At 51.6% G+C, this 26,555-nt stretch carries 23 protein-coding genes; 18 read left to right on the forward strand and 5 right to left on the reverse strand.

Annotation, left to right across the window (positions count from 1 at the left end; all coding sequences use genetic code 11):
• Positions 1-157 precede the first annotated feature (157 nt).
• Positions 158-1,438 (forward strand): carboxylesterase family protein, encoded by a 1,281-nt coding sequence (locus HF984_RS01160; RefSeq protein ID WP_168613856.1) that lies wholly within the window; start codon positions 158-160, stop codon positions 1,436-1,438.
• 28 nt (positions 1,439-1,466) lie between these two features.
• On the opposite strand, the gene HF984_RS01165 is transcribed toward HF984_RS01160, so the two are convergent.
• Entirely contained in the window at positions 1,467-2,492 is a 1,026-nt protein-coding gene (locus tag HF984_RS01165) for a nitronate monooxygenase (RefSeq protein ID WP_168613857.1), read from the reverse strand.
• On the reverse strand, positions 2,480-3,001 hold the full coding sequence (locus HF984_RS01170; protein WP_168613858.1) for an FBP domain-containing protein: 522 nt from the start codon (positions 2,999-3,001) through the stop codon (positions 2,480-2,482). The genes HF984_RS01165 and HF984_RS01170 overlap by 13 nt, the downstream gene beginning before the upstream one ends.
• Before the next feature lie 143 nt (positions 3,002-3,144).
• On the opposite strand from HF984_RS01170, the gene HF984_RS01175 reads away from it, so the two are divergent.
• The 3 genes from HF984_RS01175 to HF984_RS01185 all read left to right on the forward strand — a co-directional run bounded on the left by HF984_RS01175 (position 3,145) and on the right by HF984_RS01185 (position 5,429).
• A complete protein-coding gene (locus HF984_RS01175) occupies positions 3,145-4,230 on the forward strand; it encodes an NADH:flavin oxidoreductase/NADH oxidase (RefSeq protein WP_168613859.1) in 1,086 nt (361 codons plus the stop codon).
• Positions 4,231-4,370: 140 nt separating this feature from the next.
• Entirely contained in the window at positions 4,371-4,826 is a 456-nt protein-coding gene (locus tag HF984_RS01180) for a 23S rRNA (pseudouridine(1915)-N(3))-methyltransferase RlmH (protein ID WP_343947481.1), read from the forward strand.
• A 48-nt stretch (positions 4,827-4,874) separates the two neighbouring features.
• A complete protein-coding gene (locus tag HF984_RS01185) occupies positions 4,875-5,429 on the forward strand; it encodes an HIT family protein (RefSeq protein WP_168613860.1) in 555 nt (184 codons plus the stop codon).
• Between the two features lie 143 nt (positions 5,430-5,572).
• On the opposite strand, the gene HF984_RS01190 is transcribed toward HF984_RS01185, so the two are convergent.
• Positions 5,573-6,580, reverse strand: coding sequence for a hypothetical protein (locus HF984_RS01190; protein ID WP_168613861.1), 1,008 nt, complete (start codon positions 6,578-6,580; stop codon positions 5,573-5,575).
• Between the two features lie 130 nt (positions 6,581-6,710).
• Here HF984_RS01190 and HF984_RS01195 point away from each other — a divergent pair, with 130 nt between their 5' ends.
• The 9 genes from HF984_RS01195 (at position 6,711) to HF984_RS01235 (ending at position 17,550) form a co-directional block, all read left to right on the forward strand.
• Positions 6,711-7,988 carry a Mur ligase family protein gene (locus HF984_RS01195; RefSeq protein ID WP_168613862.1) on the forward strand — a complete coding sequence of 426 codons (1,278 nt, stop codon included), beginning with the start codon at positions 6,711-6,713 and terminating at the stop codon, positions 7,986-7,988.
• Entirely contained in the window at positions 7,988-8,719 is a 732-nt protein-coding gene (locus HF984_RS01200; RefSeq protein WP_168613863.1) for a type 1 glutamine amidotransferase, read from the forward strand. Before HF984_RS01195 ends, HF984_RS01200 begins: the two co-directional genes overlap by 1 nt.
• 111 nt (positions 8,720-8,830) lie before the next feature.
• On the forward strand, positions 8,831-9,592 hold the full coding sequence (locus HF984_RS01205; RefSeq protein ID WP_168613864.1) for a YebC/PmpR family DNA-binding transcriptional regulator: 762 nt from the start codon (positions 8,831-8,833) through the stop codon (positions 9,590-9,592).
• A 28-nt stretch (positions 9,593-9,620) separates the two neighbouring features.
• The gene (gene ruvC, locus HF984_RS01210) at positions 9,621-10,301 is read left to right on the forward strand and encodes a crossover junction endodeoxyribonuclease RuvC (RefSeq protein ID WP_168613865.1); all 681 of its coding nucleotides are present in this window, start codon (positions 9,621-9,623) and stop codon (positions 10,299-10,301) included.
• A 57-nt stretch (positions 10,302-10,358) separates the two neighbouring features.
• Complete coding sequence (gene ruvA, locus HF984_RS01215) at positions 10,359-10,985, forward strand: Holliday junction branch migration protein RuvA (RefSeq protein WP_168613866.1); 627 nt, start codon at positions 10,359-10,361, stop codon at positions 10,983-10,985.
• A 44-nt stretch (positions 10,986-11,029) separates the two neighbouring features.
• Positions 11,030-12,061, forward strand: coding sequence for a Holliday junction branch migration DNA helicase RuvB (gene ruvB / locus HF984_RS01220; RefSeq protein ID WP_168613867.1), 1,032 nt, complete (start codon positions 11,030-11,032; stop codon positions 12,059-12,061).
• Between the two features lie 203 nt (positions 12,062-12,264).
• Positions 12,265-13,950, forward strand: coding sequence for a protein translocase subunit SecD (gene secD, locus HF984_RS01225; protein ID WP_168613868.1), 1,686 nt, complete (start codon positions 12,265-12,267; stop codon positions 13,948-13,950).
• Positions 13,943-15,004 carry a protein translocase subunit SecF gene (secF, locus tag HF984_RS01230; protein ID WP_168613869.1) on the forward strand — a complete coding sequence of 354 codons (1,062 nt, stop codon included), beginning with the start codon at positions 13,943-13,945 and terminating at the stop codon, positions 15,002-15,004. Before secD ends, secF begins: the two co-directional genes overlap by 8 nt.
• A gap of 173 nt (positions 15,005-15,177) precedes the next feature.
• Entirely contained in the window at positions 15,178-17,550 is a 2,373-nt protein-coding gene (locus tag HF984_RS01235; protein WP_168613870.1) for a RelA/SpoT family protein, read from the forward strand.
• Positions 17,551-17,616: 66 nt separating this feature from the next.
• On the opposite strand, the gene HF984_RS01240 is transcribed toward HF984_RS01235, so the two are convergent.
• Positions 17,617-18,180: a hypothetical protein gene (locus HF984_RS01240; RefSeq protein WP_168613871.1), complete on the reverse strand. Its 564-nt coding sequence runs from the start codon at positions 18,178-18,180 to the stop codon at positions 17,617-17,619.
• 279 nt (positions 18,181-18,459) lie between these two features.
• The gene (locus HF984_RS01245) at positions 18,460-19,749 is read right to left on the reverse strand and encodes a DUF349 domain-containing protein (protein ID WP_343947482.1); all 1,290 of its coding nucleotides are present in this window, start codon (positions 19,747-19,749) and stop codon (positions 18,460-18,462) included.
• 339 nt (positions 19,750-20,088) lie between these two features.
• Here HF984_RS01245 and hisS point away from each other — a divergent pair, with 339 nt between their 5' ends.
• The 5 genes from hisS (at position 20,089) to HF984_RS01270 (ending at position 26,431) form a co-directional block, all read left to right on the forward strand.
• Positions 20,089-21,432 carry a histidine--tRNA ligase gene (gene hisS / locus HF984_RS01250; RefSeq protein WP_168613873.1) on the forward strand — a complete coding sequence of 448 codons (1,344 nt, stop codon included), beginning with the start codon at positions 20,089-20,091 and terminating at the stop codon, positions 21,430-21,432.
• Positions 21,433-21,537: 105 nt separating this feature from the next.
• Positions 21,538-23,316 carry an aspartate--tRNA ligase gene (aspS, locus tag HF984_RS01255; protein ID WP_168613874.1) on the forward strand — a complete coding sequence of 593 codons (1,779 nt, stop codon included), beginning with the start codon at positions 21,538-21,540 and terminating at the stop codon, positions 23,314-23,316.
• 213 nt (positions 23,317-23,529) lie between these two features.
• Positions 23,530-23,967, forward strand: a complete 438-nt coding sequence (gene dtd / locus HF984_RS01260) for a D-aminoacyl-tRNA deacylase (RefSeq protein ID WP_168613875.1) — start codon at positions 23,530-23,532, stop codon at positions 23,965-23,967.
• Entirely contained in the window at positions 23,967-25,337 is a 1,371-nt protein-coding gene (locus tag HF984_RS01265) for a replication-associated recombination protein A (RefSeq protein WP_168613876.1), read from the forward strand. Before dtd ends, HF984_RS01265 begins: the two co-directional genes overlap by 1 nt.
• Positions 25,338-25,642: 305 nt before the next feature.
• On the forward strand, positions 25,643-26,431 hold the full coding sequence (locus HF984_RS01270) for a hypothetical protein (RefSeq protein WP_168613877.1): 789 nt from the start codon (positions 25,643-25,645) through the stop codon (positions 26,429-26,431).
• The last annotated feature ends 124 nt before the right edge of the window (positions 26,432-26,555 follow it).

The raw sequence follows: 26,555 nt of genomic DNA on the forward strand, positions 1-26,555 counted from the left end.
CAGTGGTGGAGCGGGTCATCGCTCACATTAAGACCTGGCGGGTTCTGCACATGGGTTTCAGACGGCCGTTGAGCTCGTATCAGCGGGTGTTCTCGGTAGTTCGCGGGTTGGTGTTTTTGGCGGCTGGTGGGACTTTTGAATAAGCCTCAATATCCCTATGCGCAGTGCCAATATTCTGCTCCACCAGTGCGGCAGCGTCCTCGAAGTCCTCGGTATTCCCTACGCTACTTCTGACCGCTTTGCCTACCCTGAGTCGTTTGCTCTGGAAGATTTGCCCGCTGACTTTGACCCGTCACAACCCGCGCCAGCTGCCCCGCAGTTTATTCGCGGAGGAGGACAGCCCGACATCCGCCAATCCGTGCTCATGAGTGAGGACTGTCAGAACCTGTCGGTCATTATGCCCGCTGATATTCAAGAGGATGAGAAACTGCCAGTCATGGTCTACTTCCACGGCGGGTCCTACGTTGTGGGTAGCGGCGACGGCGCCCGTTACAACCCGGACAACCTGCTGGCTGAGCACCGCGTCATCATAGTGCGCGTCACCTATCGCCTGGGTATTCTCGGCTTTCTCGGCGGAACTGAAGGACGGCCTGCCAACCTCGGTCTGCTCGATGCACGAGAAGCTCTGCGCTGGGTGAAAAAGTACATCCCCCGCTTCGGGGGAGACCCCAACAGCATCACTGCCTTTGGTCAGTCAGCCGGTGGTGACCTCATCTCACGTCTCATGATTTCTGAAGGTGTTATTGAGGAAGAGCTCATCCACAAAGCCATTATTCAAAGCGCCCCGCTGGATCTCATCCACGGCAAAGAAAAAATGGCTGAGTTCATGCTCAACGAGGTCATCGAAAAACTACCCGTGGACGCGCCTTACGAGCAATACGGCGAGCTCGCCTACAAAATGCAGATGCAGAACCCAATCAAATTCGGTTTCGAACGTTCCACCATGGCGTTTGGAACCCAGCTCGGGCACTATCCGCTACCAGTTGCCAAAGACGTAGACGCTTCTTATGCAAAAGTAGCTCAGCACATCAAGGTTCTCATCGGCTCAAATAAACGCGAAACAGCGTACTTTATCTCGCACAAGCTGCCTTACCGCGTCATGAGAACGATTGAGCCAATCACCCGCTATTTCTCGCAAAAAATGTATGCAAAAACAGCCGATCATTTTGCAGAACGCCATCGTAAAGCTGGGGGAGAAGCCACGCGTTACTTGTTGCAAACCGGTTTTCCCACTCATCGTATGGCATCCGCGCACTGCACAGAGCTCGGACTACTTTTCGATAATCCATCGTGGAAAGGCTCAGACCTTTTCGGCGGTCTCTACGCCCATGAACGAGAAGAACAATCCCAAGCAGTCCGCGATATTTGGGCGACCTTTGCAAAAACAGGAGAAATTCGTCGAGAGCTAGCCAACAAAGCACGTATCGAATTCAGCTAAATTGGGCTAGCGGAAGCGGAGATTAGCCCTAATAACTTGGGAACAATTCCGCAATAACCTCAGCTGCCGGTTTGCTCTGCGCATTCTCAAAGCCGGTACCCGCCCATGCGTTCACGTGCTGCCAAGTACCAGCATCCTTGGCTTTAGCGCGTAAAGGTGCCGTCAAATAATGCATGTGAGGATAAACTGCGGGTGCTTTTGCGTCGAGTTCAGCCACAAATTCATTGACAACTGCACGGGCAGGACGTCCGGTAAAGGCTCGTGTAATGCGTGTTTCGCGAATGCCCGAACGTAATGCATTGCGGTGCGGCTGGCTGGTGCCTGCCTCGTCAGTGAGCAACAACAGAGAGCCAATCTGAACTGTATGAACACCAAGGCCCAGTAAGGCGTCAACATCTTGAGCTGATCCCACACCACCACCGGCACTCAACGGTAGGCCTACCGCATTCTGAATATCACGTACAAGCTGGGGAAGAGCTATCGTATTTGCATCCTCAAACACCCCGAATGTCGACTGGTGACCACCGGCATCCGGCCCCTGAACGCAGAGGAAATCAGCCCCGAACTCGTGAGCTGAAAGAGCGTCAGCAACACTTGTCACCGTAATACCGACAGCTGTACCAACTGCCTGAAGGCGTTTGATGACGCCAACGGACGGTAAGCCGAAAGTAAAGGTCACAACCGGCAGGGGATTGAATTCGAGCCAGCCGATAAGAGCATCAAAATGCTCTGGAATGGTGATTTCAACCGACTGCATATCTAAACCGTACTGATCACCAAAGTGTTGCAATTCAGTTCGATAAGTATCCAAAGAGGCGAGCACGGAATCTTGCATCGGCTCCTGAGGAACAAAGAGGTTGACGCCGAAGGGTGCCTTTGTTAAAGTACGCGTTTGCGCCACCGCGTCCGCCAGTTGCTTCTCATCAAAATAACCGGCAGCTAGCATTCCTAAACCGCCTGCGTTAGAAACTGCAGCAACGAGTTCAGGTGTCGTTGGACCGCCAGCCATCGGCGCCCCAATCAGCGGGACTTCCAAATCTTTCAGCTCGAACACGATGTACCCCTTAGTTTTTGAGACTCGTCCTTGAGTCGTGCGATAAAGCCCAGCGCATTGCTCTTGGTGCGCTCAATCTTTTCTTCGAGAGTCAGTGTTTCTTCCATTTGTCGAATGCCCACTGGCTTTTTCTTGCCCAGCACGTAATCGGTGCAGGCTAGGTTAGCGCAAAGGTAGGTGCCGATGGTATTACCGCGTCGACCTGACTCGCCCGGGCGAGCAGCCGTGTACATCGAGATACCCGAGCCGGGGTGCAGGGTCATGCAGAACTGACACATCTGCGCTGCCTTGCTCTGTGCCTTAGCTTTCTGCAACAAAACTGCCTGAACCTCACCCTCATGTTCAACCACTAGGCAACCCTTGAGCGGGCTTTTGTGGTCAAGCCATGAAAGGAAAATCTGATCCTCCCATTTCACCTCGCGCAATGTAGGCAAGTTGAGACGCTTAGCCTCGCCCTTGGAACAGTTGACAAAGCTCTTGCGGATGGTCGTTTCTGAAAGTTCATGCATGACTGCAAGTTTACTTTTCACGACCCCCATTCGCACGTCTGATTTTTACTTATCTCACTGAGCGAATTGACTCAGACAGGAATTTTCATTCGTTCCATGTGGTTAAAGCTCGTGCACACTGAATCCATACCGAAAGGGAAAACATGGCCTCCCCGCTTTTTGACACATTCACTGTTCGCTCTATGACTACCCGCAACCGAATCTGGATTCCGCCTATGTGCCAGTATTCGGTTGAAAAGCGGGATGGTGTTCCGACCAGTTACCACGAGCACCACTACAATGCGCTGGCACGCGGTGGCGCGGGCGCCGTCATCGTTGAGATGACCAACGTCCTACCCGAGGGACGCATTAGCCCTCTTTGCCTAGGAATCTGGAGCGACGAGCACACTCAGGCGCACCGTCGCGTCGTCCAGGCAATCCACGATGGCGGAGCTAAGGCAGGCGTCCAGATTGCTCATGCAGGACGAAAGGCATCTAGCGTGTCAGAACGTGAAAAGCGGGACGGCGGTTCGCTGTCCATTGAAGAAGGTGGTTGGGAGACTTTCGCACCTTCAGCTATTGCCTACCCGGGGCTGAAAGAGACGACTGAACTGACCGAAGACCGCATTGACGAGATCGTTGAGGCATTTGGTGTAGCCGCAGCCCGTGCGGTTGAAGCAGGTTATGATTTCCTCGAAATTCACGGTGCGCACGGTTACTTGCTGACTCAGTTCCTTTCACCGCTTTCTAATAAACGCGAAGATTCCTACGGCGGTTCGCTGGAAAACCGTGCTCGCATGATTCGTCGTGTTGCCCGTGCAATGCGTGCCAACATGCCTGAGGATATGCCTCTGCTCGTCCGTTTGTCAGCAACTGAATTCGTAGACGGCGGCATCACTGTTGAAGAAACAGCCCAGGTTGCGGCGTGGCTCAAGGAAGATGGTGTTGATATGGCAGATATTTCAACCAGCGGTAACTACCCGGCACCTATCAAGGTCTACGCGGGGTACCAGACCCCTATGGCAGCGCAGGTTAAGCGCGAGGCAGCTATTCCGGTAGCTGCGGTTGGCATGATTAACTCACCTCGATTGGCTGAGTACATTGTGGGGTCAGAACAGGCTGACGTAGTGTTGGTAGGACGCGAGGCCCTGCGCAACGCGTCCTTTGCCTTGAACTGGGCTAAGGAACTCAATGCTGACATTGATTATGTTCCCTCTCAGTACCTGCGTGCATGGAACACACGTCGCTAACGAGCTAACTCTTTCACCAACCCCTAGCGTTCCGCTCATCTGCTTAGACTTTAACACCTGCGTTTGAGCGCAACGCTAGGGGTTTAGCATTGGGTACGATTGAACCTAGCCTCGCAAAACGCAAAGACTAGGGGAGTACCGTGACCATTAAAATTATCGCCATCGGTAAAAAGCACGAGAAGTGGGTTAAAGACGGTATTGACCGTTACGAAACCCGCCTGCGCAAGCCATGGGACGTCACTTGGAACTACCTTGCACATTCATCTCTTGCCGAGGAACAGGCACGTACTGAAGAATCCAAGCGCATCCTCAGCAAAGTAAGCGCTGACGATTACCTTATTCTCCTGGACGAGCGTGGCAAGAACCTCAGCTCACCCGAACTTTCACAGCTCCTCAATCAGAATCTGGGGCACAAACCCGTCACTATTGTCATTGGCGGTGCCTACGGAGTGGACGATTCGGTGCGTCAGCGCGCCAACACGGTGTGGTCTCTATCCAAGCTGGTCTTCCCGCATCAGCTGGTGCGCCTGATTCTTACCGAACAGATCTATCGCGCCGGAGAGATCGCCAATAACCGTCCCTACCATCACGTCTAAAAATCCACTCAACACGCCCTGACTTGCATCAACGGTTAGACTGAAAACATGCACGAAGACACCACTTACGAAACAGATGACTTTCAACTTCCCGGCGTTCCCGACGCTTTTCAGCGGTTGTGGACGCCGCATCGTCGTGCGTACGTCAAGACAGGGCAACAGGACTACACCAAAAATACGTGCCCGTTCTGTGCGGCACCGGAACGCGATGATGAAGAATCGCTCATTGTGCACCGCGGTGAAAACGCTTATGTGGTGCTCAATCTCTATCCGTATAATCCCGGTCATCTGCTGGTGTGCCCGTATCGTCATATTCCTAACTATGATGACGCCACGCTTGAAGAAGCTACTGAGATTGCTCAGTTAACCCAAAAGGCTATGCGGGTAATGCGCGTGGTGAGCAAAGCAGATGGTTTCAACATCGGTATGAATCAGGGCAAGGTCGGCGGAGCAGGGGTAGCTGCGCACCTGCATCAGCATATTCTGCCGCGTTGGTCGGGCGACACCAATTTTTTGCCGATTATTGCCGGCACTAAAACCATGACGCAAACACTGGACGATATTCGTACTTTGCTGTCTGAAGGGTGGAAAAACGTCGAGTGAATCAGCTCGCGGGTCTTCATTATAAGTGGTGGATGCTCGCGGCAAACTTAGCGTGTCTGTACCTAGAGTCTTTGACCGCGCACTTCTCTTACTTGATGTCCCGTATCAATCGATAGGGAGACGAAAACAACGTGTGTGTGTGTTTAAAACAGAGAACCCTGTGTGGTTGGTTCTTCTGTCACCGTATCGGTGACAATGAACGCCCGGTTTGCTACTTCGGCAAGATTGACCAGAAAGACGGCCTCTGAGTTGCCAAAGTGCGCCACCAGAAATTTTCCGGTTGCGCCGTTGATATAGAACCCGCGAGGGCTATTGAGTAGCGGTTCAAAGGTGTGCAAAGATCCATCATTACCTTCAGCAATTGAAGAATACGCACTCTTCATGGCTGGAGATGGTTGCCACTTTTCAGCAATGATTTGGTCTTCTTCGATGTAGTCCTCGAAAAGCGCTGCTTCTTGTAAGGACCAGGTTGCAAGCGCGACGGCCTTCTCATGGGCTTCCTTAATCTCTGATGCAGGCAGCGGTGACGTCCATGCTTTGTATTTTGCTCGTACTTGTTTTGCCTGGACTAGACCCGCTTCGCGAGTTACTAAATCTTCCCAGATGCGTACCTGCCGGCCGTCATTGGCGTGAGCTACGTAGGTTGCGCAGGCGACGGCTTGCTCATCGAGGCGGCGCGGCTTTGAATGGGCGGACGCGGTGCCCACCTTGGATGTGCCGTCGGGGAAGGTCGCGATGTAGAGCCAGTGCTCGAGCTCGGCGTAGTCTTCAGCCGCTGAGGTTAAGCGAGCGCCGCGGTGAATCCCGTGCATCGCTGAAAATTCGTCCAGTGCCAAGCATTGGGGGCACTGTTTGCCTTGAGTTATGGTTGCGGAATGGGGGCAGGCCACTGTGTAGAAACCAGTGTGCTCTTCGCTGGCTTTGGCATAACCGGCGCAAAACCGTTGGTCGGAAATCCCACGGCTCGCCAGGGCGGCCGAAGAAAAATCGACCCCAATAAACGCATTCGGGGTGATAGAGATCCGTTCTAATTCACCGCTTGAAGTGCCGTCTATAAGCGGTTCAACAACCATGGTAGGTGAACGGTCAATCCATTTAAGATCGCGGAAAATGAGAGTATCTGACTGAGCTTGTGAGAGAAGATTTTGCACGCCGAACAGTTTAGGCGCACTGACCGGCATCATCAAGACTCACGAAAACCACCTGCAATCTCTTTCACACTGCCTGAGATCCTCGTCGCGCACCGGGCATAAAAAACCTAAGCACGCTAAACTTGTGGGTATGTCTAGACCAGTAACTCGCCTCATTGGGCAGGGTGTTCGCTACGCAACCAAGCTTCGCGGTGGCGGCTCAGCATTTCCCGGCCTTGTGATGGAAAAACTTCACCCCGATTTTGTTTCTGAAGAGCTCGCTAAGCTTCCTCGCGGAGTCGTTGTTGTCTCAGGTACCAACGGCAAGACTACCACTACCAAGATGGTGGTGCAGTTGCTGGAATCTCAGGGTCTGAAAGTTTTCACCAACCGCACCGGCTCCAACTTTGTGCGCGGCGTTGCCGCTGCGCTATTGGGTGAGATGAATCTGCGCGGCAAGCTCGATGCCGATATTGCTGTGCTTGAGCTCGATGAGGCTCACGCGGTTCATTTTGTAAAGCGCGTGAAACCCAATTACGCCTTGTTGCTCAACGTATTGCGCGACCAGCTAGATCGCTTTGGTGAAATCGACACCACGCGTCGTATGCTCTCAACCGTTGCTGCCGCAACCACCGGCACCGTCATCCTCAACCGCGAGGACCCCCGCATCCGTCGGATTGCCAATGATGTAGCTGCTGACACCACCATCGAGTATTTCGGTCTGAGCGAGAAGTTGCGCGCCATGTTCCCCTCAGACGATGAAATGCGTTCAGGTGTAACTGCCTCAACCGAGCAGCTGCCCGATGCAAAAGTCGCACTGACAGGATTCACTGGCACTCGTTCAACCTTCCTCATCGACGGCGAAGAAGTTACCGGAGACGTCAACCTCTACGGCGTATATAACATTTTCAACGCGGCTGCAGCAATGGCCCTGACCCTAGAGGTTATGGGTCAGGACGCCGATCGTCCGGCATTGATCGCAGAGCTCGCTAAGATTGCCCCGGCTTTTGGTCGCGGTGAAACCCTGAATGTCGACGGCCAGACCCTGCAGCTTTTGTTGGTGAAGAACCCCTCTGGTTTCCGACTGTCGCTATCATCGGCATCCGCTGAAGACTACGCAACCATGATTGCTATCAACGACCAATACGCCGACGGACGCGATGTCTCATGGCTGTGGGATGTTGACTTCCACTCCCTTGAGGATGGCGGAGTTGACATGGTCTCAGGTGTTCGTGCGTACGATATGGCGTTGCGCCTTGAACACGATGACGTAGCCGTTGCTCATGTTGAAGAGGATCTTGAAACTGCACTCAAGCGCTTCATCAAGCACTCCGAAGGCAAGTCGATGCGTATTTTCTGCACCTACACCGCGATGTTGGCGTTGCGTAAAGAGCTGGCAAAGATTACCGATGTTGAGGAGATCTCATAATGACTGCACAGGATAAAAAGTCCCTCACCATTGTTCAGCTGTACCCCAAAGATATGAATATCTATGGCGACTGGGGCAATACGCTGTCGCTCTCGCGTCGTGCACAGGCACACGGGTTCGACACCGAGATTATTGACTACAACCCCGGTGACGAATTTCTTGAGCATGCAGATATTATCGTAGGTGGTGGCGGCCAAGATTCCGGTCAGACCATCATTCAGGACGACTTACTCGCTATTGGTGACCGTCTCAAAGCGATGGCTAAAGGCGGCACACCCATGCTGGTGATCTGTGGTCTGTATCAGCTCTTTGGTAAAGAGTTCCGCACTATTGGCGGCGAGAATCTGACCGGCATTGGCATCTTTGACCTCATTACTGAAGGCGGCGAAGAACGCCTCATCGGTAACATCGTCGAAGAATCCGATGAATTTGGCACCATCGTGGGCTACGAAAACCACTCTGGTCTTACCCACCTCGGAGACGGCGTCACGGCGCTTGCCACCGTCACCAAGGGCGAAGGCAACAACCGCGACGACAAGAAGGAGGGGGCCCGCGTCCACAACGTCATCGGCTCATACCTACACGGCCCACTTCTGCCAAAGAACCCCAAGATTTCAGATTTTTTGATTTCAAAAGCAGCAGAAAAGAAGTACGGCGAGTTCACTCCAGCAACCATCGATGACTCGCTCGTAGAAAAGGCTCGCGCAGCCGCTATCGAGCGTCCTCGCTAAAAATTCATATACCGGTACAATAGAACCCGGTTTACTACGCAATAAAGCTTGATTTTTACCGCACTTTTGGCGCTAAAACACCAAGCAGACACTACGTACAAGGAGAATTCCATGTCGGGTCACTCCAAATGGGCGACTACCAAGCACAAGAAAGCTGCAATCGACGCTAAGCGCGCAAAGGCTTTCGCGAAGTACATTAAGGCAATTGAAGTTGCAGCACGTATGGGCGGCGCTGACACCTCAGCTAACCCCGCTCTTGACCTCGCTGTGTCAAAGGCGAAGAAGAACTCTGTTCCCAACGACAACATTGATCGCGCAGTTAAGCGTGGCGCTGGTCTGACCGGTGAAACCATTGACTACACCGAAATCATGTACGAGGTACGCGGCCCTCAGGGAACTGCGCTCTACGTTGAATGTTTGACCGATAACCGCAACCGTGCAGCTGCTGAAGTTCGCACTGCTGTTACCCGAAATGGCGGTACCTTGGCTGACTCAGGTTCAGTTGCGTTCATGTTCGAGCGCAAGGGCGTTGCAGAAGTTACCAAGACTGATGGTCTGACTGAGGACGATGTTTTGATGGCTGTTTTGGATGCAGGCGCTGAAGAGGTTATTGACGAGGGCGAGGTTTTCACCGTTGTTTCCGGTGCTTCAGACCTTCCAGAGCTGCGTAAGGCTCTCGAAGAAGCTGAGCTCGACTACAACAACGATGAGCCTGCTTTCCGCCCCACCATGCAGGTAGCTCTCGATAAGGACGGCGCAAAGAAGTTCCTCAAACTGGCTGACGCTCTTGAAGAACTTGACGACGTTCAGAACGTGTACTCAAACGCTGATATCTCAGAAGATGTTATGGCTGAGCTTGAGGCAGACGACTAAGTCTTGAGGAGAAAGGTGAGGGCAGGGTTTGCCTACTTCACTGAACTTTAGGCGCCCGGAAGGCGAGCGTGAAGCTCGTGTTCCGGGCGCTGCCCGTATTTTGGGTGTTGACCCGGGCTTGACGCGTTGCGGTTTTGGCATGGTTGATATGACTGCTAACCGTAAGGCGCATTTTGTTGATGTTGGTGTTGCTGGAACTCCAGCGACCCAGTCTTTGGATCATCGCGTGCACACAATTTTCGAGGCTGCGGGACAGTGGCTTGATGCGTATCAGCCCGACACTCTGGCGATTGAGCGTATCTTTGCCCAGGAGCAGGTGAACACTGTTATCGGTACCGCTCATGCCTCGGGTGTGGTGATTGCAGCTGCCGCTTCTCGCGGTGTTCCTGTTTTCTTTCACACCCCATCTGAGGTGAAAGCCGCTGTGACGGGTTCTGGTCGAGCTGATAAAGCGTCGGTGCAGCGAATGGTTGCACGTATCTTGGGTCTTGATGCTCTTCCTAAGCCTGCGGACGCGGCGGATGCGTTGGCTTTGGCCATCTGCCACGGTTGGCGCGGTGGAGGTATTGGCTCCGGTATTAACATGTCCGAGCGCACCCAGACTCACCAGGGCTCAAGGTCTACCCATGCTCGCGTGCGTCGTAAGCAAAACCTCACCCCGGCTCAACGTGCTTGGATGGATGCTGAGGCGAAAGCTAGAAGGTCGTAACTAGCCGCACGCCCATAGGGTAGATATTCGAACATATTTTCTAATAGAATTGTTTTTATGATTAGTTCTTTGACCGGCCGCGTACAGCACGTAGGTCTTGATTCCGCAGTGATTGATGTCAATGGTTTTGGCATGTTGGTGAACGCGCCAGCGCGTGTTTTGGCATCCTTGCATGTGGGGGAGACAGCCACCGTACTCACCACCATGATTGTGCGCGAAGATTCCATGACTCTTTACGGTTTTGCAGAGCCGGCAGAACGCGCTGTTTTCGATCTTCTCCTGTCCGTTTCGGGCGTTGGTCCGCGCATTGCATTGGCTGCCTTGGGCATTCATACCGCCTCTGATATTGAACGGGCCGTGGCGACCGGTGATGATAAAGCCTTTACCAAGGTGCCGGGTATTGGCCCTAAGGGGGCGCGTCGCATCGTCTTGGAGCTTGCCGGAAAGCTCATTCTTTCGGGTGAAGAAAATTCAGCTGATCAGTTGCCTTTGAATACCGGGATTGCATGGAAGCCTCAGGTAGTTGATGCTCTGATGGGGCTGGGGTGGAGCGAAAAGGACGCTACCGCATCAGTGGATGCGTTCATTCAGCACGACGCCAAGGCGGAAACACTGTCGGTTGCTCAGGCGCTCAAGTCGGTACTGGCAACGCTGGGGTCTCAGCATTCTTTGGGCCGCCATTAAGCACCGTCAACCGCGCACTAAGTTTGAAGTAGAGGTTTAGGTCTATGAGTATCGCAGGCGGAGTTGACATTCCCGGTCAGCGCCTAGTTGCAACAGAGGAAGAACCCGAAGAAAAGATGATTGAGGCGGCACTTCGCCCCAAGAGTCTCGACGATTTTGTAGGGCAGAAGCGCGTCCGCAAGCAGCTCTCTTTGGTTCTTGAAGCATCCAAGATGCGCGGTCGTAGCGCCGATCACGTCTTGCTGTCTGGTCCTCCCGGCTTGGGCAAAACCACGCTGGCCATGATTATTGCTGCAGAGATGGAAGCACCCTTGCGCATCACCTCCGGCCCCGCAATTCAGCATTCCGGTGATTTGGCGGCTATTCTTTCATCGTTGACTCCGGGTGAGGTTCTCTTCCTCGATGAAATCCACCGCATGTCACGTCCTGCAGAAGAAATGCTCTACATGGCGATGGAAGATTTCCGCGTTGACATTGTGGTCGGTAAGGGAGCAGGCGCAACCTCAATCCCGCTGGATCTGCCGCCATTTACTTTGGTGGGTGCAACCACACGAGCCGGTTTACTTCCTGGCCCATTGCGAGACCGTTTTGGTTTTACCGGACATCTTGAGTTCTATTCTGTTGAAGAACTTGAACTGGTGCTTCGCCGTAGCGCTGGTTTGATGGATATGCGAATTTCAACCGAAGGTTTTGGCGAGATTGCTGGTCGTTCACGCGGCACTCCGCGTATTGCTAACCGCTTGCTTCGTCGCGTCCGCGACTGGGCTCTGGTGAATGGGGTAGACGATATCAACGCCCACGACGCGGCATCAGCCCTTGATATGTATGAGGTTGACTCGCGTGGTCTTGACCGTCTCGACAGAGATGTTCTCGAAACTCTGATTCATAAATTTGGCGGCGGACCAGTTGGTCTCTCAACTCTTGCCATTGCGGTCGGCGAAGAAACTGAGACAGTTGAAAGTGTGGCTGAGCCCTATCTGGTGCGTGAAGGTATGGTGGGTAGAACCCCTCGGGGACGCGTTGCCTTACCCGCTGCGTGGGAACACTTAGGGCTAGAACCACCGGAAATGGCGTAACCAATTTTTGTGGTTAAACCAACGCAAGACGGTTTACGTGGCACTTAATTTTCTAACTGTGTCTCAAAATCGGATAAGAATACAGCGTTCCACCAGCTACAGCGTTCATAATTAAATATCAAAAGCACAATGCACGTAAGCGAATATTTTTGATGCTTACGTGCATTTGCGTTGTGAATTTAACTCAATATAAGGGGCAGTATATGGCTAGTAGCCGTAAGCTCGCTAAAGCTAGGAACGCCATCATTGGTATGTTCGTGGTGATAGCCGCTGTGATAGGCGGTATTTTTGCATTCGCATCGACCGGTGGAACCTGGTCACCTAAGCTCGCTTTGGACCTATCCGGTGGTACACAGTTGATTCTTGCGCCAAAGGTTTCTGGTGATAACTCTGGAGAGGTGAACGAGGAACAGCTGGCTCAGGCTGTCGATATCATTCGTCAGCGCGTTGATGGTTCTGGTGTTGCCGAGGCAGAGGTGACAACTCAGTCCGGTAAGAATGTGGTTGTTTCTGTTCCGGGTACACTTGATAGTCAGACTCGTGATTTGATTCAGGCTTCCGCTGAAATGTCTTTCCGTTCAGTGTTGGTCGCTGGTAATGGTGCTCCTGTCGCAGAAGATCAGCGAACTGCTGAGGATAAGCTTCCTCAGCCAACGGGGGAGCCTCAAGACGGTTCCGATATGAACTGGGTGACCGCTGACATCTTCCGGGAATATGAAGCGAAGGATTGTGCGGCTGTCGCAAATGAAGATACCGAAGCGCAGGATCCTAGCAAACCGGTTGTAGCGTGTTCTACTGATGGTGCAGAGAAGTACATTCTCGGCCCGGTTGAAATGAACGGTACTGACATTAAGGATGCTAGTTACTCGCAGGTTCAATCGTCTCAGGGTGTTTCAACAGGCCAGTGGGGCGTGAATCTGGAACTGACCGATACCGCACGCCAGAAGTTCCAGGATGTGACTTCTCGTCTTGTGGGTATTGGTGCGCAGAATCCTCAGGATGCACGTTCACGTTTTGCGATTATGCTGGACGGTAAAGTGCTATCGGCACCTACATCTCAGGCTGTGATTACCGATGGTAAGTCTCAGATTACCGGTAATTTCACCGAGGAAACCGCTAAATCTTTGAGTGAACAGCTCAAGTACGGTGCGCTTCCGATTAGCTTCGACATTCAGTCTGAGCAGCAGATTTCTGCAACTTTGGGTCAGGATCAGCTCAAGTGGGGTCTGATTGCTGGTGCGATCGGTTTGACTTTGGTCTTCATTTACTCGCTGTTCCAGTATCGCTTAGTGGGTCTGATTAACATCATCTCGATTATGGTTGCTGCATCGTTCTCACTGACGCTCATTATTCTGCTGGGCAATATGATGAACTACCGCCTGTCGCTGGCGGGTGTCGCTGGTCTAATCGTGTCTATCGGTTTGATGGCTGACTCCTTCATCGTCTACTTCGAACGTATCCGTGATGAGATTCGTAACGGCCGTACCATCGCAGCTGCAATTGATCATGGTTGGGATCGCGCGCAGCGCACAATCTTGGCCTCGAAGGCAGTGAATCTTCTCGCTGCTGTGGTTCTGTACTTAGCATCTGTTGGTAACGTACGCGGCTTCGCATTCACACTTGGTTTGACTGCGATTTCTGACCTGATTGTTACGTACCTGTTGATTCACCCCATGATGGTTCTGTTCGGCCACACCAAATACTTTGCAAATGGTGGTCGATTCTCGGGCATGGACCCTGAGGCTCTGGGGGCTGCACCGTTGTACAGAGGAGCAGGACGCGTCCGCACACCTGAAGAGAATGATGGTATGGGAGCGGCGGAACGTCGTCGTGCGTTGCGCCTAGCCCAAGAGGAAGAAGAAAAGGCAGCGGAGGTCAATAATGGCTAATAAACTTGCCCAGTTTGGTAACGACCTGCATTCGGGCAAAAAGTCTTTTGGCTTTGTTGCTCACCGTAAGCGTTGGGTTGCCTTGGCATTTGCAATTGTTGTGATTGCAGCTTTGATTCCCGTACTTAAGGGCGGTTTCAACCTTGGTATTGATTTCCGCGGCGGTTCAGAATTCACGGTGTCATCTGTTTCTAACACCGATATTACAGTGGGGCAGGACGCGGTCTCTCAGGCTGCACCGGAGGCAACCGATGTACGCGTGACGAATATTGCTCCCGGTACGGTTCGCGCGCAGATGAGCGAACTCAGCGATGAGCAGACGTTAGCTGTAGCCTCATCTCTCAAGGACGCTTATGGCGTACAGGACTCAGATGTCACCTCATCATTCGTTGGTCCTACTTGGGGTGCTGATGTCACTCGACAGGCGATGTGGGGTTTGGTCTGGTTTGTTCTGCTGGTGATGCTGGGTATGGCGCTTTACTTCCGTACGTGGAAGATGGCGGTTTCTGCTATCGCCGGTTTGATTTTTACCGTCAGCACTACGGTCGGGCTTTATGCTCTCATTGGCCTAGAGATCACTCCGAGCGCGATCATCGGCTTCTTGACCATTTTGAGTTACTCTCTGTATGACACGGTGGTTGTCTTCGATAAGATTCGTGAAAACACAGCTGATGTTTTTGAACGCAAGGATCGTACTTTTGGCGAGCAGATTAACTTGGCCGTCAACCAGACGCTGGTGCGTTCGATTAATACCTCGATTGTGGGTCTCTTGCCGGTCGGTTCGATTTTGTTTATTGGCGCGATGTTGCTTGGTGCCGGTACCTTGAAAGATCTATCGTTGGCTTTGTTCATCGGCATTATTGTGGGTACGTTGGGAACCTTGTTCGTTGCAGCTCCGCTGTATGCGTTGCTGCGTTTAGGCGAGAAACGTGTGAGCGAACATGGTGAGCTCGTTGCAAAGTATCGCTCTGGCGAATTGAAAGATGAACCGGTTGCGGCGCGCGTTGCCACAGCACCTGCTCAGAACATCGAAATCAATAGCGTTTCGTTCTAAGTATGGGTTCATCACCCCTCTATAGCGAAGGCGGTCACCTGCACAGGTGGCCGCCTTTGTTGTGCCTATGTTAGCCGGGGTATCGGTGAAGCAAGGTTACGCACGTCAACGTGCAGAAATATGTGCTTGGGCATACAATAAACCTACACACGGAATGGAACAGGGGGAGCGTCATGGCAGATGTTCACAATGCTGGTTCGGCTCAGGGCGGCAAAAACCCTAAACCCACGCGAGGTTCTCACCGCGTCATGTCTGCTGGCGAACGCGTCCCCACCCGTCTAGTTTTTCCTCGTTATGCACCTGATGTCTCACCGTCTGGTCATTTTTCTCCGGTGCTGGCACCCGTCATTAGAACCGTCAAGAAGTATCATCCTGATGAGGATCTCGATGTTCTACAGCGTGCTTTTGAGGTAGCTGATAAGTACCACCGCGGGCAGAAACGTAAAAGCGGTGATCCTTACATCACGCATCCGGTTGCTGTTACCACTATTTTGGCTGAAATCGGGGCTACAGGTCCTGTACTGGTTGCTGGTCTTCTTCATGACACCGTCGAAGACACCGAATATACCTATGATCAGCTCACTGCTGATTTTGGTGAAGAGGTTGCCTATCTCGTTGATGGCGTGACTAAGCTCGATAAGGTTAAATACGGCGAGCACGCACCCATTGAAACAATTCGCAAGCTCGTGCTTTCCATGAGTAAAGATATTCGCGTACTGCTCATTAAACTTGCAGACCGTCTTCATAATGCTCGAACCTGGCGTTTTGTCTCAGCAGGATCAGCCGCAAAGAAGGCAGAAGAGACGCTTAAAATTTATGCTCCGCTAGCTCATCGACTCGGTCTGAACACCATCAAATGGGAACTCGAAGACCTTTCGTTTGCGGCCATGTCTCCAGATATTTACGCTGAAATTGTGCGTATGGTTGGGGAGCGAACCCCCAAAATGGAAAAGTACCTTGCAGAAGGACGAACCACCATTTTGGAGCATCTTAACGCGGTGGGTATTGATGCGCAGATTACGGGCCGTCCCAAGCATTTTTATTCCATTCACCAAAAGATGAAGTCTAAGAATAAAAGCTTTGACGACATCAATGACATTCTCGCCGTGCGTATTTTGGTGGATGACGAGGCCACTTGCTATACCGTGTTGGGTCATGTGATGGGGCTGTGGCCTATCGTTCCCGGTCGTTTTAAGGACTACATTAAAGCTCCTAAGAATAACCACTACCAATCCTTGCACATTACCTTGGTTGGCCCTGGTGGCTTTCCCTTCGAAGTCCAAATTCGTACCTACAAGATGCACGAAGAAGCTGAGTATGGTGTAGCAGCACACTGGCGTTACAAAGCGGCTTCGCGCGGTGAGAAAGACGCCGCATCCACAAACGGTAAAAGCCACGAGCATCAGCCTCATTCTCAAAATCTCAACATTGGTGTTTTGCAGAGCATCGCTGAAATCTCGAGTTCAAACCCTGAGTCCGAGAAATTCTACGAGATGCTGGCTGAAAATCTCGATACTGATGAGATTGTAGTGCTAACCCCGCAGGGTAAACCTATTCCGCTACCCAGTAACTCGACCCCTGTCGATTTTGCATACGCAATTCACACTGAAGTTGGAGAGAAAACTGTCGGGGCTCGTGTTGATGGCAAGCTGGTTCCGCTTCACACTGTCTTAGATTCAGGTAATACCGTTGAAATCTTGACCAGCAACGCTCAAAATGCTGAGCCGAGTGAAGACTGGTTGAAATTTGTCGCGTCCTCACGTGCTCGCACTAAAATCCGCCAGCACTTTGCTAAAGGACGCCGTCTAGAGGCTATTGATAAAGGCCGCGACAATCTCACCAAGTCTATGCGTCATCACGAGCTGCCTTTGCAGAAAATGATGACGCCCGCCTTAATGACTCAGGCTGCGCAGATTCTCCACAAGAACGATGTAGCTTCGCTCTACCATGCTGTGGGCGATGGTCAGATTAGCGCACAGGATGTCATTGACACTCTGGTAACGCTTTACAATGGCGATCAGACCGGGCCTGAGCCCGAAGTTAATGACTTTGACGAGCTAATGTTCACCGAACGTCGTCAGCCGGTGAGCGATAACGGCATTGTGGTTCCCGGCGCTGAAGGTGTGATGACAAGAATAGCTCGATGCTGCAATCCTGTACCCCCGGATGACATTGTTGGTATTGTTACCAAGCTGCAGGGTATTTCGGTGCATCGAAAAGACTGCCCTAATATGCGTCGTGCTGAAGAAGAACCTCGACTTACCGAGGTTGAATGGGCTCCGACCGGTACGGCTGTATTCCGCACGCAGATTCAGGTGGAAGGTATAGACCGCAAGGCCCTACTATCTGACGTAGTTCGTACCATCTCTGAGCAACACGTCAACATTGTGGACGCGAGGGTTCATACGAGCGAAGACCGTTTTGCGGTATCTCGTTACACCTTGGAACTCGGGGATAGGTTTATGTTGGAACATCTCATCAATGTTATTCAGAACGTTGATGGCGTCTACCGCGCCTACCGCCTGACGGGATCACGTTCTTCCTAAAACGCTATTCAGTATAAAGTGCGCTGTGAACCAAAAGTCACGGCGCACTTTTTTACATTGAGATAACTATCGGATTCTGCTGAGTGCCTCTACAACTTTAACGATATCTACGGCCCTATCTTTATTGCGAACGTAGGGGGTTTCTTGAATATAACTGATGATGCTCTCAGGCGTGCATCCGTATGGCGCATCAGACAGCGTGGTGGGCAGATAATCTAGAGCCAGGTTTTCATGATGAACAATCAAGTCAACAACGGTTTTCAGGGGTGTAGTGCACGTCGTCTCGTGATATTGGGCGCCTTCAAGTGGATGCAAATGTACCTGGTGCACAGTTAGTCCGTGTCTTTTGAGAATCTCTTGATTGGGCCTTTTGAGCCTGTCGAAATCCATGTGCAGTTCTTCCGGTAATGGATTGAAGCCCCATGCCCAACCTGCAGTGGTGCGCGAGAACCGCCCAGCTTGTCTGGCAACTTCAGGAACCGATGCACCAAGCGCTATGAATCGATGGCGTGGTGTAACGCTCACAGTATTTTGAACAAAAAATGTCCCCACCAGATGCTTCAAGTTCAGGTCTGCAACTAGGGCTGAAGTCTCTTCGGGTTGTAAATCAAGAGAGCCGATATCAATCATTTCTTCCAGACACTGGTGATTGAGAGACCTGTTGACCTCATTTTCTCGGATATACGGTTCAGGTTTTCGGACGGGTACAATTCTACGGCTCAACTGCGCTATCTGTTCAGCCTCAGATTGCTCGGAAGCATTAAGCAACGGGTATGGAAGCATCGTGAGAATTGAATGTGTGTCATGGCTCATGAGATTTAGGGTACATGAAAGCGAGCGATAAAAAATCGCGGATTCCGGAGGCTGTGGATAACTCCGAAATCCGCGAAATTTTACGTCATAAACTATTTAGTTATTGAGCTCAGAAGATGAAGCCTTCAAGGTCTCAAGCCACTGACGACGCGCATCCAGTGCCTCTTGCGCTTTCTTAATCTTGTTCGAGTTTCCACCAGCTTGCGCCTTCTCAAGGTCAGCTTCAAGTCCCGCAATGGAATCTTCAAGCTGAGTCAGCATTGAGTTGGCGCGTGCCTTCTTTTCAGGATCGCTCTTTGACCACTTAGCGCTCTCAGCGTTGTGGATTTCATCCTGGATTTTCTTGAGTTCGCCTTCGATGCGACGCACAGCTTTGCGGGGAACTCGACCGGCAGCATCCCATCGGTCAAGAATGGGTTCAAGTGCGGCCTTAGCTGCCTTTATATCCTTGACGGGCAGGATTGCGCGAGCTTCTTGGAGTAGCTGTTCCTTGACTGCAAGGTTGGCTTCATATTCTTTATCCAGCTCAGCGTTTGCTGCAGTGCGAGCGTCAAAGAACTTATCCTGCGCGGCGCGGAACTTAGCCCAGAGGGCGTCATCTTCACGGCGTGATGCGCGGGGAGCTGCCTTCCAACGATCCATCAGAGCTCGGTATTTAGCGGTGGTTTCAGCCCAATCGGTTGAGGATGAAAGAGCTTCTGCCTCTTCAATCAGACCCTGCTTAACTTTCTTAGCCTTAGCGTTTGCTGCATCGAGCTGCGAGAAATGAGCGCGGCGTGCTTTATCGAATGAGGTGCGTGCTGCGCGGAAACGCTTCCAGAGCTCGTCTTCAATTGCCTTGGGCAAGAAGAGCTCACGCTGAACTTTCTTCCATTCTTCGAAAAGCTCATTCATGCGGTTGGATGAGTTCTTCCAGTGAATCTTGTCTTTATCCTGAGCCGCAATTTTTTCAGCTTCAGAAACAATTGCTTCACGAGCCTCAAGTGCCTGAGCACGCTTAGCTTCAGATTCCTTGGTTTCTTCTTCTGCGCGTTCAGCAATTTTGCTAGTGAGAGCGGCCAATCGCTCAGTAAGTTTGGTGTAGTCACCCACCATGTCACGCTTAGCAAGCTGGCTAGCAAGCTGTTCTACAGCCTTCTGTGTATCAGCGGCTGGCGCCTTGTTTTCAACTCGTGATTCAAGCAGGGCAACCTGTGATTCTACGTTCTGGAATTTGCGAGCGAAATAAGCGAGAGCTTCGTCAGCGGTCTTTGCCTCAGGCACCTGACCAACTACAAAATCTTCGCCTTCTACGATGACAAAAACGTGATTGTCTTCTGATACTCGGCCAAATTTGCGGGCCTCTTCGAGGTTGACGGTGGTGTTGTCGTCGGATTTGTTAGTCACCGCTAAAACTTCTCTTTCGTTTGGTGCATTAAAGCACATATGTACAACGTGACGTCGTGAGTATACCTAACTCAGTGGGCATGGGCGCACGACGTCCTCCTAGTCTACTGTCGTCTGGTCTTGTTGCGCATCATTCACAGTGAATTTTGTAGGGGAAATGCAGGTCGTTTCCCGAGATACTGGTGTGACCAATCGTAACAGCTCATCAGCTTGTGAATCCGTGCGTTAGTTGGGGGAGTAGTGGTTTTTCAAGTAATCTTTAAAGTAACTGTGTTTTCCCGTTATCTGACGGGGATTACAGATTGGTAGTATCATCGTCCGTTTTCAGGAGTTTGAATAATGGCCCGTAAGGCTTCACTTTCTGGTTTCCCAGAGCACTTGCCTCAAGAGCGTCTGGTTGAGAATTTTGTACTGGATACTTTGCGTGAAACCTTTGAGCTCCACGGCTTTTCTCCTATCGAAACTCGTAGCGTTGAAACTATCGATCAGTTGCTGCGCAAGGGTGATATCGATAAAGAGGTTTACGCAATTTCTCGCCTACAAGAAGACGATTCTCGCGGTAAGAAAGAAAAGCTGGCTCTGCACTTTGACCTCACTGTGCCGTTTGCGCGTTATGTCGTTGAAAATGCGGGATATCTAAACTTCCCCTTTATGCGTTACCAGATTCAAAAGGTTTGGCGTGGTGAACGCCCCCAAGAGGGACGCGCACGTGAGTTTACACAGGCGGACGTTGATGTTGTGGGGGATGGCGAGTTGCCCTTCCGCTACGATGTGGAGCTCGCTCTAGTCATGGTGGATGCTCTCTCCAAGCTTCCGATTCCTGCTTTTAAGTTGCGCATCAACAACCGTAAACTTTCCGAAGGTTTCTATAAGGGCATTGGTCTCGAAGACACTGCCGGCGTGTTGCGTTCTATCGATAAAATTGACAAGATTGGCCCGGACGCTGTGACTCAGCTTCTCAAGGACGAACTCGGTGCTAACGATGAGCAGGCAGAAGCCGCAATTAAACTGGCTCAAATCAAAACCGATGACACTTCCTTTGTAGAACAGGTTCGAGCTCTTGGTGTTGAGCATGAGCTGCTTGAAGAGGGCATTGCAGAACTTGAAGAAGTCATTGCAGAAACTTCAAAGCGAGCACCCGGTCGCGTCCTTGCTGATCTTTCTATTGCACGCGGCCTTGACTACTACACCGGCACCGTTTACGAAACTGTGCTGGTAGGCCACGAACAGCTGGGTTCCATTTGCTCTGGCGGACGCTACGAGTCTCTCGCATCCAACGGTAAGAAGACTTACCCCGGTGTTGGTCTGTCGATTGGTGTCACCCGTGTGGTCGCACGCATCCTGTCACAGAACTTTGCTCGAGCCTCACGCTCAGTTCCCTCAGCAGTATTTATTGCATTGACCAATGATGAGATGTGGTCATCAGCTCAGGACGTTGCAGATAATCTTCGCTCACGCGGCATTGCGTGTGAAGTTTCTGCCAATGCGGCTAAGTTCGGTAAGCAGATTAAATACGCTGAAAAACGTGGGATTCCCTTTGTCTGGTTCTTGAACGAAAAGGACGGTGTTATCGACCACCAGGTCAAGGACATCCGATGTGGAGAACAGGTCGAGGCAGACCCGACCTCCTGGAACCCTCCGGCTGAGGATCTGAAGGTTTCAGTGACAGCGGTTGGCGAATAAGCTTCACTGAACCGATAAACTTTTATTAATTCACCGTGCCTACTCAACGGCACGCCCAGAACATAGTGAGCCAGTTAGAAGCTGGCGCCTACGAAAGGATTATGAGTGCTACGCACACATACCCTCGGCGAATTGACCGCCGAAAACATTGGTGAAACCGTTACTCTTGCAGGTTGGGTTGGACGCCGTCGCGATCACGGTGGCGTCGCATTCGTTGACTTGCGTGACCGTGAAGGTGTAACCCAGGTCGTCTTCCACAACGAAGCTGATTTTGAGCACCTGCGTAACGAGTACGTCCTGAAGGTCACCGGTGAGGTCTCCAAGCGTCCTGAGGGCAACGAAAACCCTAACCTAGTGACCGGTGAAATTGAGGTCATGGTTAAGGAGGTTGAGGTTCTCAATACTGCAGCGCCTCTGCCTTTCCAGATTGATGAGCATGTTGAGGTGGGCGAAGAGGCTCGCCTGAAGTACCGCTACCTTGATTTGCGCCGTCCCGAACCTGCTCGTTTGATGCGTCTGCGTTCAGAAGCAAACCGTGCAGCCCGTGAAGTTTTGGCTTCGGATAACTTCACCGAGGTTGAGACCCCGACCTTGACCCGTTCAACTCCTGAGGGCGCACGTGACTTCTTGGTGCCTGCTCGCTTGGCGCCCGGATCATGGTACGCGTTGCCTCAGTCACCGCAGCTGTTCAAGCAGCTTCTGCAGGTTGGTGGCATTGAAAAGTACTACCAGATTGCTCGTTGCTACCGTGACGAAGACTTCCGTGCGGATCGCCAGCCTGAATTTACTCAGCTCGATATTGAAGCATCATTCGTTGATCAGGAAGACATTATTGATCTCGGTGAGCGCATTGTGGAAGCAGTCTGGAACCTTATCGATGTGAAGGTTCCTCGTCCTATTGAGCGCATCACGTACAAAGATGCAATGGAGAAGTACGGTTCAGATAAGCCCGACCTTCGTTTTGGTCTTGAACTTACTGAACTTACTGATTACTTCAAGGACACGACTTTCCGCGTCTTTAAGGCACCCTACGTTGGCGCGGTAGTTATGCCAGGCGGCGCTTCGCAGGCACGCCGTACCCTGGATGCTTGGCAGGAATGGGCTAAGCAGCGCGGCGCAAAGGGTCTTGCGTACGTTCTCATTCAGGAAGACGGCGAACTCACCGGTCCCGTAGCCAAGAACATCACTGATGCAGAACGTGAAGGTCTGGCTGCTGCAACCGGTGCTAAGCCCGGCGACTGCATCTTCTTCGCTGCGGGTGACGCTAAGGCATCACGTGCACTGCTCGGTTCAGCACGTGTTGAAATCGGTCACCGCACCGGCCTCATCAAGGATGGCGACTGGTCATTCGTATGGGTTGTAGATGCTCCCATGTTTGAACCCGCTGCAGATGCAACCGCATCCGGCGATGTGGCTCTTGGTAACTCAGCTTGGACAGCAGTGCACCACGCATTCACTTCGCCTAAGCCCGAGTTCCTCGATTCTTTCGACCAGAACCCCGGTGATGCCCTGGCTTACGCCTACGACATCGTATGTAACGGTAACGAAATTGGCGGCGGTTCAATTCGTATTCACCGTAAAGACGTTCAGGAACGCGTCTTCAACGTTATGGGCATTGGCGAAGAAGAAGCTCGCGAGAAGTTCGGCTTCTTGCTGGACGCGTTCTCCTTCGGCGCTCCTCCCATGGGTGGCATCGCATTCGGTTGGGATCGCGTTCTACAGCTGATTGGCGGTACCGACTCAATTCGCGACGTCATCGCTTTCCCGAAGACCGGTGGCGGTTACGATCCTTTGACTGCCGCACCTGCGCCCATCACCGCTCAGCAGCGTAAGGAAGCTGGCGTGGATTTCAAGCATAAGAAGGATGAGAAAAAGGACGCGTAAGACGCCTGTTTCACTGGTTATTACCAGTGATATATTCCTTTAGCTGATGGGGCTACTTCGGTTGAATCCAGACCCACTTTTAAGTTGGGTCTGTGAGCTTCGGGGTAGCCCCTTTTTTGTCTTCGCCGTCTGTGAAAGACAAAGAGGGCCAACGACACTATTGGCTGTAAAGGGTAGATTTAAGACATTCAGTGTACGAAGAAAGGTTTGACGGTGCGAGTAGTAGTACAACGCGTAAAAAATGCAACGGTGAAAGTCGATGGCAACGTGGTAGGTGCAGTTGACGGGCCTGCTCTAGTCGCACTGGTTGGTATCACTCACGAAGATGGTAATGCCGAAGTCAACAAACTTGCTGAGAAAACAGTGAACCAGCGAATTTTTGATGGCGAAAAATCTGCTACTGATATTGGCGCACCTGTACTTGCTATCAGCCAATTCACTCTTTACGCCGACATGAAAAAAGGCCGTCGTCCTTCGTGGTCAAAGGCGGCACCGGGTGAAATTTCTGAACCTCTGTATGAGCAGTATGTTGCCAAGTTACGCGAACTAGGTGTGTCGGTAGAGACGGGTGTATTTGGTGCTGATATGCAGGTATCGCTTACTAACGATGGTCCCGTGACGCTTATTCTTGACTCGAAAGATCTTCTGTAATGGCAGATTTATTTGACACTATGAGTTCTGAAGATGATGCGGCAGAGCCAGAGATACGTCGCGCCAAGGCGCCGTTGGCGGTGCGGATGCGTCCACGCGTCCTCGATGAGATTGTAGGTCAAAAGCATCTTCTGCGACCGGGCTCGCCACTGCGTGTTTTAGCGGGGGAGTCTGGCTCAACGACTGCGCCGCAGTCCGTGATTTTGTGGGGGCCACCCGGGACAGGAAAAACCACTCTTGCGAATGTCATTGCTCGAGCGGGTGGTCGCAAATTCGTTGAACTCTCAGCTATCACTGCGGGCGTAAAAGATGTGCGTGCCGTCATGGATCAGGCCTTGCAAGACAGAGACTTTCACGGGATTTCAACGGTCCTGTTTTTAGATGAGATTCATCGTTTTACAAAAGCTCAGCAGGACGCTTTACTTCCTGGCGTTGAGAACGGTTGGGTCGTTCTGATCGCGGCGACTACTGAGAACCCCTCATTTTCAGTGATTTCTCCCTTGTTGTCGCGATCAGTTTTACTGACTTTGACTTCGCTTGAGGACACCGATATTGAGGGGCTCATCAATCGTGCTGTTTCAGATTCCCGCGGTTTGGCAGGCGCTGTTGTTCTGAGCGATGAAGCCATGGAACATATAGTACGGGTTTCATCGGGGGATGCACGGAAAGCGCTAACCTCTCTTGAGGCGGCAGCTTCTGTGACTTTAGGTGAAGCTGATGCATCAGATAAACAACCAGGAATCAGTATTGAGCACGCTTTGCAGGCACTAAACCAAGCGGCAGTTCGATACGACCGTAATGGTGACCAGCACTATGATGTGGTGAGCGCGTTTATCAAATCTATCCGTGGTTCTGATGTAGATGCGGCACTTCATTATCTTGCCCGTATGTTTGAGGCAGGGGAGGACGCGAGATTCATCGCGCGTCGTTTGGTAGTTCATGCCAGTGAAGACATCGGAATGGCTGACCCCACAGCATTGACAGCTGCGATCAACGCAGCCCAAGCAGTGCAGTTCATTGGGATGCCGGAGGCTCGACTAAATTTGGCCCAAGCGACCATTCACTTGGCAACTGCTCCTAAGTCGAACGCTGTATGTGCGGCTATTGATGCGGCGCAGGCCGATGTCAAGGCCGGCGGTTCTGGTGCAGTTCCCATGCATCTTCGTGACGGACACTATCAGGGGGCATCAGCTTTAGGGCACGGTAAGGGATATATCTATCCGCATAATGTTCCACATGCGATAGCTGCTCAACAGTATCTACCCGAGAACCTCACCGGGACTGAATACTACAAACCAACGCAATATGGTGCTGAGCGGACCTTGTTTGATCGCCTATCAAAGATTAAGAATTTGCTCAGAAATAAATAAGCTTGTTGATTATAAATAGTTTGCAATCGGCTGGGGAGTAATTGCTAGGCGCTGATTGGTTACCAGGTAGTTAAGGAATAAGTTCAGCTGGTTTAAAGCTGCAACTACCGGGTAGGTCAATCACTCTTGACGAGCGTGCGACTTCGCCGAATTTGTGGGGTGTTAAGAGGTTTAGACGCACTGTCACTTTTGGTTAATATTTATTTTAAAATAAAAAGTGTAATCATATATTGGGAAATATTATTCCTATCAATGACTCATGCTTACTATGAAGTATAAGTATCGACAGCGACGGTAAGGGAAGCATGTCTTCAAAATTTTCACGACGTTCCTTGGCTCAAGGCGCTATGTGGGCAGTGCCTACAATCGCTGCCACTTCGGCAATTCCGGCGTATGCGGCATCAATCTGTTCACCTACGAGTAAGCAAAAAATTGATGAAGCATTCAACAAAGCGCGTGCCCTTCATCAATGCAACGGGCAACCAGCCCAGCTGGAACTCAATATCTATCAGGCTCTTGCGGCCTCTGATGGATTCGTTTCGAACGTAGCAGTCAATGTCAAGAATCTATCTAGTTGCACCCTTAACTTTACTGCCGCAAATCCGCTCCATCTGACTGTGGCTATCCGAAATAACGTTTCACTCAATGACAGCGGCCGAAGTCTCTCTAACCCTTCTACATCACAGGGATCAATTTCCTACCAGAATTATCCTATTCAGAACCAACCTGTCGGAACTGCCCAGAGAATAGTCAATTGGACCTTCGTGGGCAGTATTTCTCCCAACCAAGAAAAGGATCTGGCTCTAGGATTCTTGGACGGTAACTCTCCTGCCGGGCGTTGGAAGAATTACATCACTATTACACCTGAACTTGCTTCTGGTGCTCCGACCTACGAGTCCATTGGGCTAAGTAGCAACGAATGTCGTGACTATTACAATCAGCAGTTGGCATTGTGGAAGCTTACGGTTAATTGGGTTACACGCGGACCAAAAAATGGAACGCAGGCGCTACCCAGCGGATCCGCTGCTGATTCAAGAGTAATTGGAAATTACTCATCTGTAACTGGTTCAGCAAGCACAAACGGTATCTGGTAGTCCCGATACTTGGGCTTGGACTGCTTGATTGGCAGGATAAATCAGCGCGAGTAGAACCGTTTGCAGCGCCCGCTTGTGCCTATGAAGGGTACTTAGACTCTACTAAATACTCTTTATATAAAGA

The sequence above is a fragment of the Rothia terrae genome (assembly GCF_012396615.1).
GTDB classification, from domain to species: Bacteria; Actinomycetota; Actinomycetes; order Actinomycetales; family Micrococcaceae; genus Rothia; species Rothia terrae.